Here is a 16,243-nt window from a genome sequence, read left to right on the forward strand (position 1 = left end):
TTATTGACGTGCAATTACCCGTTTTTCTTTACGATTAAACCAATTTTCACGTAATTTATCGTAACTAAGATTAAATGCATAGGTATAGAAAAGGAAAAAGGCAAAGAAGCCAACTTCTAATAAGAATGCATTCCACAGTGACATATTTAATAAAAATGCCAATATTGGTAACCCAATGATCACAAAACTTAATTCAAAGCCAATGGCGTGCATGACTCGTATTTTCGTTGGCCTTAGGCCTTTGATTAAAGGCCAATAGCGGTCAAAAATCATGTTATAAAATAAGTTCAATAACATAGCTAATGTTGATAAAACAATAGCAACAGTTCCCATTTGAAAAATTGTGCGACCCAAAACCCATGCACTAAGTGGCGCTGTTATTGCGATGGCTATCACTTCAAATGAAACAGCGTGAAAAACGCGCTCAGTAAATGTTTTTTGATATTGGCTCATATCCCACCTCAAATTAATTATTTAGCAAAAAACGAGTGCAATTATTGGTGATATTTTGTATATATACAAAATAAGAGCCATCGAAAAAACCGATACCATAATGAACTATTCTATAGAAACTTTGCGTACATTCATTGAAGTAGCTTCGTTAAAATCATTTTCTGCAGCAGCACGAAAATTAAATAAAAGCCAATCTACGGTCAGTAGTACTATCGCCGGATTCGAAGATGACATGGGATTTGAACTATTTGAGCGTAAAGGGCGAGAGTCAACACTGACTTTTGCAGGACAAAAAGTGTTAAGCTTGGTTGAAGATATATTATCGGCTGATGAACGATTACAGGCATTAAGAATAGAACTATCGCCTGAAATGGAGCCTCGTTTAAGTTGTGTATTCTCTGATATGTATCAACCACCTTATTCAGAGCAACTTTTGAAAATTCTAGATAAAGAATTCCCACATCTTGAATTTGAGTTTCTTGTTGCAGAGAATGATGATGTGATTAATATGCTACAAAATAATCAGGCGCATATTGGTATGATGGAATCACGAGTAGAATATCCTGCTGATATTGCTTTCGCTCGTTTGCCTGTAAGTGGTAAGTTGGGACTATATGCACATAAAACGCACCCACTTGTAAGAGAAAAGAAAATCAACTATCAACATTTAACAATGCATCGTCAATTAAAACTAAGCAGTAGTGCCCAATTTACCATTAATAGTGAGAAAAACTGGCTAGCACCTAACTATTTATTATTACTTGAAATGGCAGAGCAAGAAATGGGATGGGCAATATTACCCACATGGTTAGTTGAGCAATTTGGACATGATTTGTTAGTCAGCCTCGATTATGACCAATTTCCCAAGAAAATAGACATTGATTTAGTGTGGTCAAGAAGCAAGCCACCAGGAAAAGCAGGGTATTGGATGATAGATAGGCTATTAAAAAATGATCTTCAATTTACTCTCTAAGTATTAATCAATCACCTTCATTATCAATAGATATAGTAAAGGTGATATATTCCTTTCACTACGCTAGATCACCAACCACAAACATTGGTTTCTTCATCCATATCATAACCACGTACAATATTGATAAGATCTTTCACCATTAAACTGGACATATCAGCATCTAATAAATCAGCTAAAAAGCTATTTTTATCAACAGAAACACCGTTATTTTTGTTTGTTAATACTAAGGTAAGTTCTTGTGAGTCAATATTTACCTTATTTTTTAGCTCATTAACTAGAAGTAAAACTTCTTTATTAGCAATTTCTGGAATATATAAAATTTTAGGATTTAGAAATATTTTTTGAGATTTTTCTTGGCCATTGGCATTAATTAATTCTAATAAATAGCCTTTATTTTCATTTTCCATATTATTATTAACCTTCGGCAAGTATTTTAGGATCGACATAAAAATCGACATTAAAAACAGTATCTTCAGTTCGAGCTTCTATTTTGTGCCATGTCTCTGGTGGAAATACACCAAACTCACCGGCATGGATCACTAACGTTTCTGTAGGCTCTGGGCTAAATTCATCTGTATATGCGTAATAAACAATTACTCCTTGCATCACAGATAGCTTTGGGTAAACCCCTTGGCGAGTTCCTTTATCTAAATGTCTTTCCCAAATAGATTTAGGCGCAGTGTCTTTAGTCCAAAGTGGCGTTGATCGCACATGAATATAGTGAGTGGGAATTATAATTCGTTCCATTTTACCTCTCTAAAAATGAGTGTCTCATTTTTTATTTTCTTATTATTTAAGAAGAAAATTTATCGTTAATAATGCAATAAACTATTGTGCTGTTGAATAAAATCTACCTCTTTCAATAAGGTATTTCAAATGCAATTTTAAAGAAAAAAATAATAATATAGTGCTAGATTAACTAATATCATGTTTTCTTTGATTAAATTATTTTTTAAAAATTAAATTATTTTTTAATTGCGGTCGTTTTTTAGGCGTTTGGTTGGTGTTACTATAGAGTTTTTACTCATCAACATAATTTGTTTGTTCTATAATTAACCAAGTCTAGGGTATTAATATTTAATTCATTATTTAACATAATTGAGATGTCACTATGGAATTAAAGGATTACTACACCATAATGGGTGTCAAACCCACTGATGATACTAAAACGATTAAAACAGCTTATCGCCGTTTAGCGAAAAAATATCATCCCGATGTAAGTAAAGAGCCAAATGCTGAAGAGCGTTTTAAAGAAATTGCTCAAGCCTGGGAAATATTAGGCGATGAACAACGAAGAGCTGAGTATGATGAGCTTTGGGCTCATCGTAACGATCCTAAGTTTAAGCAATTTACACAACAACATTCGAATACAAAAAATCAACAAAGCTTTAGCCAAGAAGATTTTGATGATTTTTATGCTTCATTTTTTGGTCAACACTCTCCATTTGAAGGTCGTCGAACTCAACAAGCACCTAAACAGCGTGGACATGATTTAGAGATAGAATTAGCCGTTTTTCTAGAAGAATCGCAGGAAGAACATAAGCGTACGATTAGTTATCACTTACCTGTTTATAATGTTTTTGGAATTTTGGAAAAAGAGATCCCTAAAACTTTGAATGTTAAAATTCCAGCCGGAGTTATTGATGGGCAACGTATTCGTTTAAAAGGTCAAGGAACACTAGGTGAAAATGGTGGAGAGAATGGTGATTTATGGCTAACAATTCGTATTGCGCCTCATCCTCTATTTGATATTAAGGGTCATGATTTAGAAATAGTTGTTCCAGTTGCACCTTGGGAAGCTGCATTAGGTGCAAAAATTCCTATACCTACAATAAAAGAAAAAATCTTGTTAACTATTCCGGCGGGAAGTCAGGCAGGACAAAAACTACGTATTAAAGGAAAAGGGTTAGTTAGTAAACAGGCTAGCGGTGATTTATATGCAATTTTAAAAATTGTTATGCCACCTAAATCCGATGAAAAGACACGCGAATTATGGCAACAAATTGCAGATAGTCAGACCGATTATAATCCACGTAAAGACTGGGAGAATAAATAATGGGTCACTTAACAACAACCGTATTTACTGTTACTGAGTTTTGTCATCATACTGGAATATCAAATGATGAACTCAAAGAATTTGTCGCTCTTGGCGTTATTGAGCCGTTAGAAATTGAAACTCAAGAGTGGTTTTTCGATGATAATGCTATCGTGGTGACACATCGTGCATTAAAGCTTCATAAAGAGCTCGCATTAGATTGGCACGGCATCGCTATAGCACTGACTTTATTAGATGAAAATGAACAGCTAAAACAAGAGAATAAGCAATTACGTCAGCAGTTAATGCGATTTATAAATGAATAATCATTAATCAAATAGCTACTAAAAGAGTAAACACTTTAGTGGCTATTTTTTTGTTTAAATTTTATTTTTACTTGTTTTTTAATTCCTTATTGATTGATTATAAAAGTTATTTCTTATTATTCCTTTTGATTTCTACGATTAGACAATTTTCTTTAAAACTAAGAAAAATGGTACCTAGATCATATTCATAAAATAACCCATGAATTATGATTCTCATAACAAAATACTTATCTTATTGTCTTTATTTTTTATAATAGGTTTATTTTTGTAAGGGAAAAATAATGAAATCTATCCAAATCAATAAATTAATAGAATGGCGTAGAATGTTTCACCAGTTTCCAGAAATTGGCTGGACTGAATTTGTGACGACAGGCACGATAATCAGCGTATTGCGAGAGATGAATATTGATGTCAAAGCGGGACCTCATATTATTTGCCGAGAAAGTATTTTAGGTCGAGATGAAAAATTAGTTAGAGAGGCCATAAAAATAGCCGAAGAAAAAGGGATCAGTACTGAGTTATTGGCTGAAATGGATGGTTTAACAGGGTGTATGGCTATTATTGATACAGAAATTCCTGGCCCGACATTTACGTTTCGTTTCGATATTGATTGTGTTTATGTTCAAGAGTCAAATGACGATACTCATCTGCCTAATAAACAAGGATTTGCTTCGTGCCGTTCTGGATTAATGCATGCTTGTGGTCATGATGGGCACACTGCAATAGGGCTTGGTCTTGCTCATTGGTTAAAACAAAACATTCACGCTTTACGTGGGAAATATAAATTGATATTCCAACCCGCAGAAGAAGGAGTGAGAGGTGCAAGAGCAATAAGCGACAGTGGAGTATTAGATGATACTGATTATTTTATGGGGATGCATATTGGATGTAATTTGAAAAAAGGTGAAATCGCACTCGATCCTTTTGATTTTCTTTGTACCACTAAATTAGATATTTTTTTAAAAGGAAGATCTACCAATGCTATTGATGAACCAGAAAAAGGAAATAATGCATTAGCAGGAGCATGCTTCTTAGCTAATGAGATATTAGCAATACCAAGGCATGGCAAAGGTATGACGAGAGTAAATATTGGAACCTTAATTGCAGGTGAAAATCGTAGCCTTATTCCTAGCTCTGCGAAAATGCAACTAGAAGTTCGTGGGCAAAATGCTGAAATAACACAATACTTATTTAATAGTATAAAAAAATCTGTTGATGGTATTGCAACTACTTACCAATTAGAAACAAAAATAGATATTACGGGCGAAGCGACAAATTTCAGAAATGATCGAGAAATGATAGATATCATGCAAGGCGTTGTTGATACGCATCCAAATTTATTAAATATCGTATTACCTTTAGGAGGAAGTGAGGATGTCTCATTAATGGTAAGAAGGGTACAAGAGAAAAAAGGAAAAGCGATATTCTTCTTAGTAGGCGCAGATCAGAGTGATGGACATCATAAAGAAAAATTTGATATCGATGAAGAGGCGCTTTCCATCGGGTTAACACTTTTTACTGAAGGTATTCTCTCTCTTCTTGAGATGCATAAATAAGAGAAAGGTCTCTTCTATTTGTCGATATTGTATAGAATGAGACCTTAATAATTATTTAATTGGGATCGAAAATAAAGAGGCATCAGGTTGATGTTCTTTAATAAATTCAATATAAAGTTGTGCTTCATGTTCTGTTTTTTTCGATGTAAAAAAACAAATATTACTCATAATCGTCGGTGTAAATTCTCTATAAACAATATCTTCTGTTTCAATAGTAGGAAATGAATTAATTAAACTGATCCCTAAGCTATTTTTTACAAATGTCATAGCTGTATCTTGATCAGAAACTTCAGCAATAATGTTAGGCTTAGATTTTGATTTATTGAGCGCTCGATCAATAACTGTGCGCCCAATATTACTTTTAACTAAAGCAATAAAAGACTGTTCATGTAAGTCATCAGGTGTGATGGTATTTTTTGTAGATAATTCATGTGTTTTAGGGATTGCACAAATAATTCGAGTTTCTCTTATCGGAGTTTGAGTCAAATTATAATTGCTATTAATGGTCATATTATCAGTAATGACAATATCCGCTTGCTCTTTTGCTATTAAAGAAAGTAGCTGCTCACTTCTAGATATTTCTAAATGGACATTAATTTGATATTTTTTGATAAACAGAGCAGTGGCTTGATTGATAAAACCATAGGCTAATGTCGGTGGAACTAGAATTCGCAGACTTCGTTTTTTTTCTTGATGGTGAAAATGGCTCAATCGACTGAAAGATTCAGCGATATTGGCGATCTCTTCATAAAGCAATAAGGCATCAGAGTTTGGGATTAGTTTATTATTTTCACGAGTGAATAACTTTTTACCACAACGTTTTTCGATCTGGTTTAATGTCTGGCTTACTGCTGGTTGAGAAATACCCAGCTGTTCTGCTGCATTAGTAACACTTCCCTGATCGATAACGGTTTGTATAATTTCAAGGTCACGTAAAGTTGCCCATCCCCCTGACCAAGAAGTTCTTTTTATATTAATTGCCATTGTATTTTTTTGTTTTAGTCAGTTTATCTTATGTACGATTATACCGTTAATGAATTGATTGTTAAACAATAGTTATGAAAGAAAAGTTAATTTCTTTATTAACACAAATTATCATCAGAGTTAATGTGTTGTCATTAAATTTAATAATAAAGAGCTTTGTTATAAATAAGCGTTAGTTAAATTACATCTCTAAAAAAATAATAACAAATATTTTGTTTTTATTTTTATTTTAATAGATCTTTTTATAAATCTTATTGATATTAATATGATGTGTTTAATTAATTTTTTATTTCAAAATATAATAATCATTGAGATGTAAATCACGGAAACCTACACATTTTCATTGTTAATATTTCGCATAAAATTAGCTATCTAGTTTTTTATTTTGATTCTAAAAAGATACTTAATTGATATATAAATTATAAATAACAAGCAAATGGGGGAGTTTTATGTTTTTATTCAAAAAAGGTATTATTGCTTTATCCGTTAATATTGCATTAGTTTCTTCTGCTTTAGCCTGTACAACGTTGTTAGCGGGAAGCGAAGCGACAAATGATGGTTCGTTGATTATTGCTCGTAGCGCAGATAGCGATGCATTAAAAGCACAACATTTTGTTATTCATCCGGCTAAAACGAATCAAATGGGTATTTACAGCACCAAAGAGCATAATGGTGCTAATAATTTCACTTATCCATTACCTAAGAATTCATTACGTTATACCACTGTACCGAATTGGAAAACACAACTCCATGGTGCAACAGGATTTAATGAACTGGGTGTGGGGGTTAGTGGTACAGAATCTATTTTTGCTTCACCTAAAGCGCTCTCTTTTGATCCCTATGTTGAAGAGACTGGAATAACTGAAGATGATATTCCAGATGTCTTACTTTCAAGAGCAAAAACAGCTCGTGAAGCGGTGGAATTATTAGGAAGTATTATTGAAAAACAAGGTGCAGGTGAGGGATTTGGTGTTGCTGTTGTTGATAAAAATGAGCTTTGGTATTTAGAAACAGGAACAGGACATCATTGGATTGCACAAAAATTACCTAAAGATAAGTACTTTGCGACAGGAAACCAAGGCCGATTACAACACTACGATATTAACAGTGATGATGTTTTAGGCTCTAAAAATCTAGTGGAATTTGCTGTTGAGAAAGGGCTATATAATCCTGAAAAAGAAGGGGCGTTTAATTTCTCAAAAGCTTACACACGAGATGATGAACGAGATCGTACTTATAATGATCCGCGTGTGTGGGTTATTCAGCAACAATTTAATCCATCATTAAAACAAGCTGTGGATGATGGTCGTAATTTCGCGCCTTTATTAACACCAGAAAAAAAAGTATCTGTTGAAGAAGCTAAAGCGATGTTACGTAATCACTTTGAAGGAACAGAGCACGACCCATATACTAATGGATTAAATGGTGAAGAATCTTGGCGTCCAATCAGTGTATTCAGAACTTATGAAGCGCATGTTATGCAAGTTCGCCCTGAGCTTCCTCAGGAAATAGGTGAAGTGACCTATGTTGGTTTAGGCATGGCGGATTTAACTGCATTTGTTCCGTATTACAGTGGGTTGAAAGCTTATCCGCAACATTATGGAATAGGAAACAATCAAGCGGATAGTGATTCTATTTACTGGAAATATCGTAAGTTACAAACATTAGTAATGACAGATTATCCAAAACTCGCACCAATAGTGAAAAAAGCTTATCAAGAGTGGGAAGCAAAAACTGCATTAGAGCAAAAAGAAATGGAAGCTAAATATCTCACTATGGTGGAAACAGATAAAACTGGCGCAGATAAAATGCTTAATGAATTTAATCTACGAGTCATGGCTGATGCTGAAAGATTAACTGAAAGTTTAATGAATGAATTGTTTACAATAAGAACAAAAGATATCCAAGACGATATTTTCTTTGCTAACAAGTCTAAAAAAGACTGATAGAGAAATATCGTTCTAAATACAGATTAAATAAAAGATCCCGATTTGGGATCTTTTCAATAATAAACGATTAAATGACAGGAATGTAATAGCTAATTTCTTTCAAATAAGGTCCACTTTTATCAAGTAGTTTATCGTAACTCACTGACTCTTTTAGTGTATATCGTTCAATATCAGGGCCAGGCCTACGTAATAAATTCATTTTTGGTAAAACTTTGGTATACACAGTATAAATAATGTCATCATAACCTGTTATTGAGTCTAAAATTTCATCAATGAAAAAAGTAATTTTCAAGTAATTACCACTAGGTAATTCTAATTGTGACATTGCTGAGGTATTAGATATTGTTGATAGCTTTTTCTTATCAACAGCAGTGCTATAAATATACATTGTGTCATCTAATGTACTTGCAGATGCTCTGTGCATTGCATATAACTCGGTCGGTATAGTATTTACATCTTTCAGGAATTTAAGCCAAAATTCTCTTCTGAACCTTTTTTTGTCTGAATTCCACGTTGAAATAGGTTTGTTATAATGGTGTGACATGCCAACTAATTTTAGAGGCGGAAAGGTAACGACTTCATATTTAGCTTTTAGCTCAACAGTTTCTAGTGCTGGGAAAATAAGTTCGCTAATATCCCAACCAGGTTTTTTTCTATACTCGGAAGGGGTGATATTAAATTGTTTTTTGAATGCGCGACAAAATGTTTGTTGAGAGTCAAATCGGTATTTCAATGAAATATCTAGCAGACTGCAGCGTGTTATACGTAAGGCATAAGCACCACAAGATAAACGGCGGGCGAGTATGTATTTTCCTAAAGATATTCCTGTATATGCTTTAAATAAGCGCTGAAAATGCCATTTTGTATAGCCAGATTTTTCAGCAACGATATCTAATGATAAACGTGAATCAAGATTTTGCTCGATCCATACAATGATATCTTTGACGACATTCTCTTGAAGCATGAATATTCCTATTATTTTTTTCTATCGATATTTTTCAACAAGATCGACTTAATTTATTGAACTACAATAAATTTATAGGTGTTAGGATAATAGCATATCGTATAGCGATAGTTGCATTGAATAAAGTAAAATAGGCGGGAAGTAATGTAAAGTTATGTATTTTAATTTATTTGAATTAAAATTAACATTAATTCAAAAATTGTATTTTAACTCAATCATCAATGATTGATTATTTTTTATTAAAATTAATCTTAAATTAAAATATTCATATATTTTTTAATTTTAATAAAATGCGGAGATATCCTATTTTATCTTTAAAAGATAAAGTCTAGTCTAAATTTATTAGTAAAACCTTACTTGGTTATTTTAGGAGATGTAAATGAATAAGTTACTTTCTATTTCTGCTATTGCTTTAGTTTCTTCATTAATAACAGCTCCTGCTTTGGCAGCTAAAACGGATACTTATAACTGTGAAGGCCAAAAAATCAGAGTTTCTTTCCCCAATGAACAGCTAGCTGTTATGTATTACAGCGATGAAATTATTGTTTTAAAAGAAGCTGTTGCGGCCAGTGGTGCTCGTTATGTTGGTGAAAACTTCCAAATTTGGGGTAAAGGAAAAAATGAATTTAATTTAGCAACCATTTCAGAAGATGATGCAGTTAATGGGCGAGTTGCTGAAGATAAAGGTCGTACCTGCATATTAGTAAAATAACGTAGAAACCAGTTATAAATAAAAAAGGACAATTTATTGTCCTTTTTTATTAAGAAAAAGATTAAGTAAATATAATAGTTAAAAATAAAAAACAATAAGTATAGAAAAATGATAATGCATTTTTTATCACACAAATAAGTTGGTTATAAAAAAACAAATCAGTTATAAAAATAGTCTTATTGTGATTGCTAAATGGTTTTTTTATGATTATTGAATATGCATCCAAACATACTTGTCACTTATCCAAAATAGAGAAAGAAATACTATATTCCTTGTTAATAGAAAGTTTTGGTGATGGTTTTTCATTAGATGACTTTCAACATGCATTAGGTGGTATGCATGTTTTTGCTTATTATCAAGAAAAAATGGTAGGACATGTTGCTATTGTTCAAAGAAATATGGCGATTGATAATAACCCTATATCGGTAGGATATGTTGAGGCAATGGCTGTTTTAAAGGACTATCGCCGACAGGGAATAGGTAAAGAATTAATGACTCAAACAAATGATATTATCAAGTCTTGTTATCAACTTGGACTACTCTCTGCTTCTGAGAAAGGTGTGCAGTTATATTCTCTGTTAGGATGGCATAAATGGGAAGGTAAGCTCTTTGAATTAAACCAGGGTGTTTACAAACAAACAGAGGGTGATGATGAAGGAATTATGGCATTGAGTACCATAAATGAAATTGATTTAACTTCATCGTTATATTGTGATTATCGTAGTGGCGATCAATGGTAGAGCCCTTACTTATTACAGCTAATTTGATTATACTCATAGAGAGTAGTATAAAATTTACTATTTTTTGTTTTTCAAAAAACAAAAAATAAATTTCGGTTTATCCATTTATCTGCAACGAAACAAAATTTATTGCGAGTTTATATGAAGTCTTACCCTTAGCTAGTCTCAACATTAATTTTTAAAAGTAGAAATTTAAAATAGGCATTGCTATCCAATATGGCAGGTAATGTGTTATCAAAAATTAATAAAAGACAAAATCTAATGAAAATTAAAAACTCAAGAAAATGTAATGTGTCATTACCAGATAATAGAATTTTAACGTGGTATGAATCTGGTCCAGAGCAAGGTAAGCCAGTATTATTTTGTACTGGTGCAGGTATGAGCGGTTTATTAGGTGTAGACATTGACCTCTTAAATAGACTTAATATTCGACTGATTGCGCCAACTCGTCCTGGATTAGGTGATTCTACTTTTGATCCTAAAAAATCGTTAAAATCTTTTTCTGAAGATATTTTATTTTTATTAGATCATCTTAGTATCAAAAATATTAATGTTATGGGGTTTTCACAAGGTGCTGTTTTTGCGATGGCGCTTTGTGTTTATTGTCATGTTGATAAATTACTGATTGTCGCAGGACAAGATCAATTTGATTATCCTGATACACAAAAAAAGCTAACAGAAGATGTTATCAATATGCAACGTCAAGCTGTTGGAACACCAGATCTGTTAACCAGTTGGATTAAGCAAAATATAACAGCTAAATGGTTAATGGATTTTATTCTAAATTACAGTGCTGATGTCGATTTGGCTATTTATAACTCAGCTGATTTTCTCTCTGTTTATCAAGAATGTATGGCGGAAGCCTTTAAACAAGGTAATGATGGATACACTCAGGATTTGCTGATTGTGATGCAACCTTGGGGATTCTCACCTGAAGAAATAAAGACACCAACAACTTTATGGTATGGAATGAAGGATACCAGCACAGTTCATTCTCCTGATTTTTGCGAATTATTATTTGAACGTTTTCCTAATGCAGAGCGTCATTTATGGCCAGAAGAAGGAGGAGCACTTCTATGGACAAAAACAGAAGAAATTTTATTAGAACTTGCTGATTAAGATGATGTAGTACGTTAATGATAAAGTAGATACAAGTTATCTTAAAAAATAACAGTATCTACTTTTTTATTCATATTCTTAAATTAAAATAAAGAGATAGCTGAAATAGATAATTGTTTTTATCTTATAATTATTTTCTAATTTAATGTGTAAAAAGTTATTTTTAAAATAAAGATGAAAATAATTTGCTATAAAATGAATTATATGACTTAATAGCGCCACTGGTTTGGAAGTACAGACCTATTTATGTTAGTGCAGTTTTAAGTAGTTCACCGTTTAGCGTTATCCCTGATACCTCTTCGTTGCGAATTCCTTCAAATAGTGACCATAAGTAAAAATCCGAAATCAAACCGAAAACAGTGCCTTATGGCAAACTAATTAATTAAAGGAAATCTTATGTCTAATACAATGACTGGTACAGTAAAATGGTTTAACGATGATAAAGGTTTTGGCTTTATCACTCCTAAAGATGGTAGCAAAGACGTATTCGTACACTTTTCAGCGATCCAAAGCGACAGCTTTAAATCTCTGAAAGAAGGCCAAGAAGTTTCATTTTCTATCGAAAATGGCGCTAAAGGTCCAGCAGCAGCGAACGTAATCGCTCTGTAATATATTGAGTTTTATTACTGTGTATATTGCTGATGCAATATCAATACAAGTAAGACTTAAAGAACCTCACTTCGGTGGGGTTTTTTTATATCAATTTCCAGTCTATTTAACTTTAAAGTTTATTTAGTAAAGTGTAAAAAATAATTTTATTAAAGTTATGTAAATATTTGATGTGAGTTAATTTAATTATTAGAAGTGTATTTACCTTAATTACCACTAAAATTTACAGATAAATACATTAATTAATAAAGAAATCCTTATAATGGTTAAATAAAGGCATTAAGTTATTACCTTCTCAATCAAAAGAAAGAAAAATTTTTTATTAGAATAAAAGATATCAGATAAATCATAAAAAAATAATTTAAGATAAAAAATAAAAGTAATATTTAATGACTTATCTTAAATAATTATTGTCTAATTCAATGTGGCTTAAATGCTTTTTAGTTCCTAAAGGACAAACTTGTGTACGCTAAAAATATTTTTTCATTGCATTTATTACATCCCAAATATTTCTTAACTTGGTTTGGTGTTTTTATCCTTTTTTTATTAGTACAGCTACCTTATTCGTGGTTGCTTTTTTTAGGTAAACATCTCGGATTGTTATCTCGTTTCTTTGTCAAAAGAAGAGTTTCTATCATAAAGAAAAATTTAGAATTATGTTTCCCTAATAAAGATGAAAATGAAATTAACAAGCTTGTTATGGATAATTTATCGTCACTAGGTGTCGCATTATTTGAAACAGGAATGGCGTGGTTCTGGAGTGATCGTCGATTAAAAAACCTCTTTGAAGTACAGGGGATCTCCAATTTTACTGATGCAAGTGATAAAAAAGCTGGAATTTTACTCATTGGTATACATTCTATGTCACTAGAATTAGGTGGGCGTATTATGGGGCTTTGTTTCCCTGTAAATGCGATGTATAGGCCACATAATAATAAAGCGATGGAGTTTATCCAAACTAAAGCAAGATGCCGTTCAGATAAAGGCATGATAGATAGACGTAATCTAAAGTTTATGGTTATGGAGTTAAAAAAAGGAAAAGCAATTTGGTTTGCTCCAGACCAAGACTTTGGTTTAAAAGGAACAACATTCTCTCCTTTCTTTTCTGTTGAAAAAACATCAACCTCAAAAGGGGTTGCAATACTAGCGAAACTATCAGGAGCACCTTCTTTAACTGTCACTTTAGTTAGAAATGAAAATCAGAAAGGTAAAAAGTACAGCTTAATCATTGGTAAAGAATTAGTTAATTATCCTTCTGAGGATATTCAAAATGACACGGATAGAATGAATAAGCTGATAGAAACTGAAATTATGCGGGCGCCAGAACAATATTTATGGGCTCACCGTCGTTTTAAAACTCGGCCGGCAGGTGAAGCCAGTTTTTATAATTAATGATTAATATATAAAAAAAAGACCAACACATTATGTGTTGGTCACAGTAAATACTGGAAGCAATGTGAGCAATGTCGTTGTGAAAAACCAAGTAAAATAGTCAACTATTCACAAGGTAAAAGATAATCATTATCATCCGGCTTGTCAACCCTAGGATTTGTATGGATTTAGAAGATAAGAATAAGGGTGATAAAGTAAAGATAAGAAGATAAGAAGATAAGAAGATAAGAAGATAAGAAGATAAGAATTTTTATAAATAAGTTAAAACAGAGTTAGCAGATATAGAAATAAACTATATCTGCCTAATATATTATGACCATAATAGAAAATACCATTTATATAGTAATGAATTCTAATTCTTGGAAAATATATACTCGTTATTTAATAATAAATATTATTTCTATTTAATAGAGATTAATTTTTATTAAAAATATAGGATTTTAAAGGTGCTATATTAATTATATACGATATCCATTATCCCTACATTTTCTTTGATCCAATTCATACTCATTGAACCTTTATTTTCACCTAATTGAGCATTAAATATTTTATTAGGTTCGATTTTATGTAAAGTTTCTTCCATTTCAATTCCATTCCAGCAATTTGCTTTAAAAGTATTTCCTACTGATTCAGTCATACAATTTCCCTCTACAATAGAGCCTATAAATGTGATTGTTCCTGAGCCGATGACTTTATTGTTATTTGCCATAGTTGGAGCTGATAATAAAAGTGCTAAACAAGTTCCGATAATAAAATTCTTTTTCATTCTATATTCCTCAAATATTCTTTATTTGGTTAGCTTTTGATTTATTTATTGTGTTCGATAAATAAATATCTATTCGTACCGAGTTGATGGAAGGAATATTAGAGGAAAAAAATATATCAATCTGTAAAAAATCTTGATGGTTAATGACAGCTAGATAAAGATTTATGAATGATTTTGTGATTTTTTCAGTACTTTATTATTAGCATAAATTAATTTAAGGTTGTCTAACTATTTGAAATATAGTAAATAAACTTGTTTTTTATTATTTTTGTTAATAAGTTAACTTTTTTTGATATTAGTTAAATTGCTTAATTTTTTAGTGATACATTTTGTCGTTAAAATAGAAAACTTATAAAATGAGTAATTTCAGAGTTCAAAAAAATTTGTCAAAATATTTCTACGAAGTGACTATAAAAGTAAAAATTATATCTTTATTTGATGGTTTTTATCTGGTTGAGTATTGATATATTAATTTATCACTTTATTATCATTAAAAATAAACAACAAAAAGAGAATAGACTATTTATGCAGAGTTATCATTCGCTATCAGCCCAAGTTTACCAAATAGATAAACCTATAGGGTGTAGTTTTGGTGACGTAGAATATTATCAAGAACGTCTTAAGGATGTTAATGGCAAAATCTTAGAACCCGCTGTGGGAACTGGGCGTATTTTGATCCCTTTATTAAAGTCTGGATTTAATGTAGAAGGATTTGATCTTTCAGATGAGATGCTTTATTTCTGTATGGAAAATCTAAGAAGAAATGGATGTTCTCAAGATAAAGTGACTAAAGATAATTTGTTGACATTCCAAGTTGAGACTCTTGTTGATGCAATAATTATTCCGACTGGGACTTTTTTATTGTTAGATAGCGAAACAAAAGCATTACAGTCACTTCAACAATGTTATAACGCATTAAATCCAGATGGACGTTTATTAATTGACATTAGTTTGGCGCATACCTTTACTAAAGGCCAGTGTTCTAGTCGACAATTCGAAACGTCGGAAGGAGATTTAATTACCTTACAGATAGTAAATGCTGAAATAGATTATATTAATCAATTAACAGTATCTCATCACCGTTATGATAAATGGAGAAATGGGAAAATAATTGAAAGTGAATGGGAAGTGTTTAAATTGAAATGGTTTGGTGTGTATGAATTTAAACGACTCCTTGAATCTATTGGCTTTGAGAAAATAACAATTTCTGGAGATTATCAATATTTACGCGAACCAAATAACGAAACAGAAATTATTACTTTTGAAGCTTATAAATAGAAATCAAACAGGATATTGACAATAAGGCCATAAAATAATGGCCATTTTTAATGTCATTAGTATTTTTTCTACTTTTTTGAAAAGATCAAATGTTGTCTTTGCTATGAAAAAAGAAAACAAGAGAACGTTTAGTTTTAAAGAAATAGTGATTTTATTTGCTAGTATTAAAGTGAGTTCTTAAGATAAAAAAATCCCCGCACAAGGCGGGGGAAAATTAAATATCTATCAGTGATGAAATACTAAAACCAATAGTAAGGGAAAAAAAGATATCAATCTGTAACAAACTTTTAAAAAAATAATAAAAATAAGTGTGAAATTAAAAGTATTTTTTGAAAAAATCATAGTTACTTGATATTTTCATAATGTAATTAATTGTTTTTAATTGAT

General features: G+C 31.6%; 17 protein-coding genes. 11 read left to right on the plus strand and 6 right to left on the minus strand.

What is annotated here, in order from left to right; genetic code table 11:
* Nucleotides 1-453, minus strand: coding sequence for a multidrug/biocide efflux PACE transporter (locus tag NBG71_RS01525; protein ID WP_250916479.1), 453 nt, complete (start codon nucleotides 451-453; stop codon nucleotides 1-3).
* Between the two features lie 100 nt (nucleotides 454-553).
* Here NBG71_RS01525 and NBG71_RS01530 point away from each other — a divergent pair, with 100 nt between their 5' ends.
* Nucleotides 554-1,426 carry a LysR family transcriptional regulator gene (locus tag NBG71_RS01530; RefSeq protein ID WP_250916480.1) on the plus strand — a complete coding sequence of 291 codons (873 nt, stop codon included), beginning with the start codon at nucleotides 554-556 and terminating at the stop codon, nucleotides 1,424-1,426.
* A gap of 68 nt (nucleotides 1,427-1,494) precedes the next feature.
* On the opposite strand, the gene NBG71_RS01535 is transcribed toward NBG71_RS01530, so the two are convergent.
* Nucleotides 1,495-1,833 (minus strand): DUF1869 domain-containing protein, encoded by a 339-nt coding sequence (locus tag NBG71_RS01535; RefSeq protein WP_075673154.1) that lies wholly within the window; start codon nucleotides 1,831-1,833, stop codon nucleotides 1,495-1,497.
* A gap of 7 nt (nucleotides 1,834-1,840) precedes the next feature.
* Complete coding sequence (locus NBG71_RS01540) at nucleotides 1,841-2,173, minus strand: TehB family protein (protein ID WP_075673155.1); 333 nt, start codon at nucleotides 2,171-2,173, stop codon at nucleotides 1,841-1,843.
* Between the two features lie 364 nt (nucleotides 2,174-2,537).
* On the opposite strand from NBG71_RS01540, the gene cbpA reads away from it, so the two are divergent.
* The 3 genes from cbpA (at nucleotide 2,538) to NBG71_RS01555 (ending at nucleotide 5,343) form a co-directional block, all read left to right on the plus strand.
* Nucleotides 2,538-3,482 (plus strand): curved DNA-binding protein, encoded by a 945-nt coding sequence (cbpA, locus tag NBG71_RS01545; RefSeq protein WP_075673156.1) that lies wholly within the window; start codon nucleotides 2,538-2,540, stop codon nucleotides 3,480-3,482.
* Entirely contained in the window at nucleotides 3,482-3,787 is a 306-nt protein-coding gene (cbpM, locus tag NBG71_RS01550) for a chaperone modulator CbpM (protein ID WP_075673157.1), read from the plus strand. Before cbpA ends, cbpM begins: the two co-directional genes overlap by 1 nt.
* 281 nt (nucleotides 3,788-4,068) lie before the next feature.
* Nucleotides 4,069-5,343 carry an amidohydrolase gene (locus NBG71_RS01555; RefSeq protein ID WP_109419862.1) on the plus strand — a complete coding sequence of 425 codons (1,275 nt, stop codon included), beginning with the start codon at nucleotides 4,069-4,071 and terminating at the stop codon, nucleotides 5,341-5,343.
* 51 nt (nucleotides 5,344-5,394) lie between these two features.
* Here the strand turns inward: NBG71_RS01555 and NBG71_RS01560 are convergent, their stop codons facing one another.
* A complete protein-coding gene (locus NBG71_RS01560) occupies nucleotides 5,395-6,327 on the minus strand; it encodes a LysR family transcriptional regulator (protein ID WP_250916481.1) in 933 nt (310 codons plus the stop codon).
* Nucleotides 6,328-6,776: 449 nt separating this feature from the next.
* On the opposite strand from NBG71_RS01560, the gene NBG71_RS01565 reads away from it, so the two are divergent.
* Nucleotides 6,777-8,273 (plus strand): C69 family dipeptidase, encoded by a 1,497-nt coding sequence (locus NBG71_RS01565; protein WP_075674308.1) that lies wholly within the window; start codon nucleotides 6,777-6,779, stop codon nucleotides 8,271-8,273.
* 70 nt (nucleotides 8,274-8,343) lie between these two features.
* Here the strand turns inward: NBG71_RS01565 and NBG71_RS01570 are convergent, their stop codons facing one another.
* On the minus strand, nucleotides 8,344-9,240 hold the full coding sequence (locus tag NBG71_RS01570; RefSeq protein WP_075674309.1) for an AraC family transcriptional regulator: 897 nt from the start codon (nucleotides 9,238-9,240) through the stop codon (nucleotides 8,344-8,346).
* Between the two features lie 379 nt (nucleotides 9,241-9,619).
* Here NBG71_RS01570 and NBG71_RS01575 point away from each other — a divergent pair, with 379 nt between their 5' ends.
* The 5 genes from NBG71_RS01575 (at nucleotide 9,620) to lpxL (ending at nucleotide 13,812) form a co-directional block, all read left to right on the plus strand.
* On the plus strand, nucleotides 9,620-9,952 hold the full coding sequence (locus tag NBG71_RS01575) for an MliC family protein (protein ID WP_099659746.1): 333 nt from the start codon (nucleotides 9,620-9,622) through the stop codon (nucleotides 9,950-9,952).
* A gap of 203 nt (nucleotides 9,953-10,155) precedes the next feature.
* The gene (locus NBG71_RS01580; protein WP_075674311.1) at nucleotides 10,156-10,692 is read left to right on the plus strand and encodes a GNAT family N-acetyltransferase; all 537 of its coding nucleotides are present in this window, start codon (nucleotides 10,156-10,158) and stop codon (nucleotides 10,690-10,692) included.
* Nucleotides 10,693-10,953: 261 nt separating this feature from the next.
* The gene (locus tag NBG71_RS01585; RefSeq protein ID WP_250916482.1) at nucleotides 10,954-11,811 is read left to right on the plus strand and encodes an alpha/beta fold hydrolase; all 858 of its coding nucleotides are present in this window, start codon (nucleotides 10,954-10,956) and stop codon (nucleotides 11,809-11,811) included.
* Between the two features lie 396 nt (nucleotides 11,812-12,207).
* Entirely contained in the window at nucleotides 12,208-12,420 is a 213-nt protein-coding gene (cspE, locus tag NBG71_RS01590; protein WP_006537332.1) for a transcription antiterminator/RNA stability regulator CspE, read from the plus strand.
* Nucleotides 12,421-12,882: 462 nt separating this feature from the next.
* A complete protein-coding gene (lpxL, locus tag NBG71_RS01595) occupies nucleotides 12,883-13,812 on the plus strand; it encodes an LpxL/LpxP family Kdo(2)-lipid IV(A) lauroyl/palmitoleoyl acyltransferase (RefSeq protein ID WP_075674312.1) in 930 nt (309 codons plus the stop codon).
* Between the two features lie 454 nt (nucleotides 13,813-14,266).
* On the opposite strand, the gene NBG71_RS01600 is transcribed toward lpxL, so the two are convergent.
* Entirely contained in the window at nucleotides 14,267-14,578 is a 312-nt protein-coding gene (locus tag NBG71_RS01600) for a YmdA family protein (protein ID WP_109419858.1), read from the minus strand.
* A gap of 453 nt (nucleotides 14,579-15,031) precedes the next feature.
* Here NBG71_RS01600 and NBG71_RS01605 point away from each other — a divergent pair, with 453 nt between their 5' ends.
* Complete coding sequence (locus tag NBG71_RS01605; protein WP_235907977.1) at nucleotides 15,032-15,856, plus strand: class I SAM-dependent methyltransferase; 825 nt, start codon at nucleotides 15,032-15,034, stop codon at nucleotides 15,854-15,856.
* Nucleotides 15,857-16,243: the final 387 nt, after the last annotated feature.

This window comes from Proteus sp. FZP2095, assembly GCF_023701425.1.
In the GTDB taxonomy this organism is placed as follows: domain Bacteria; phylum Pseudomonadota; class Gammaproteobacteria; order Enterobacterales; family Enterobacteriaceae; genus Proteus; species Proteus cibarius.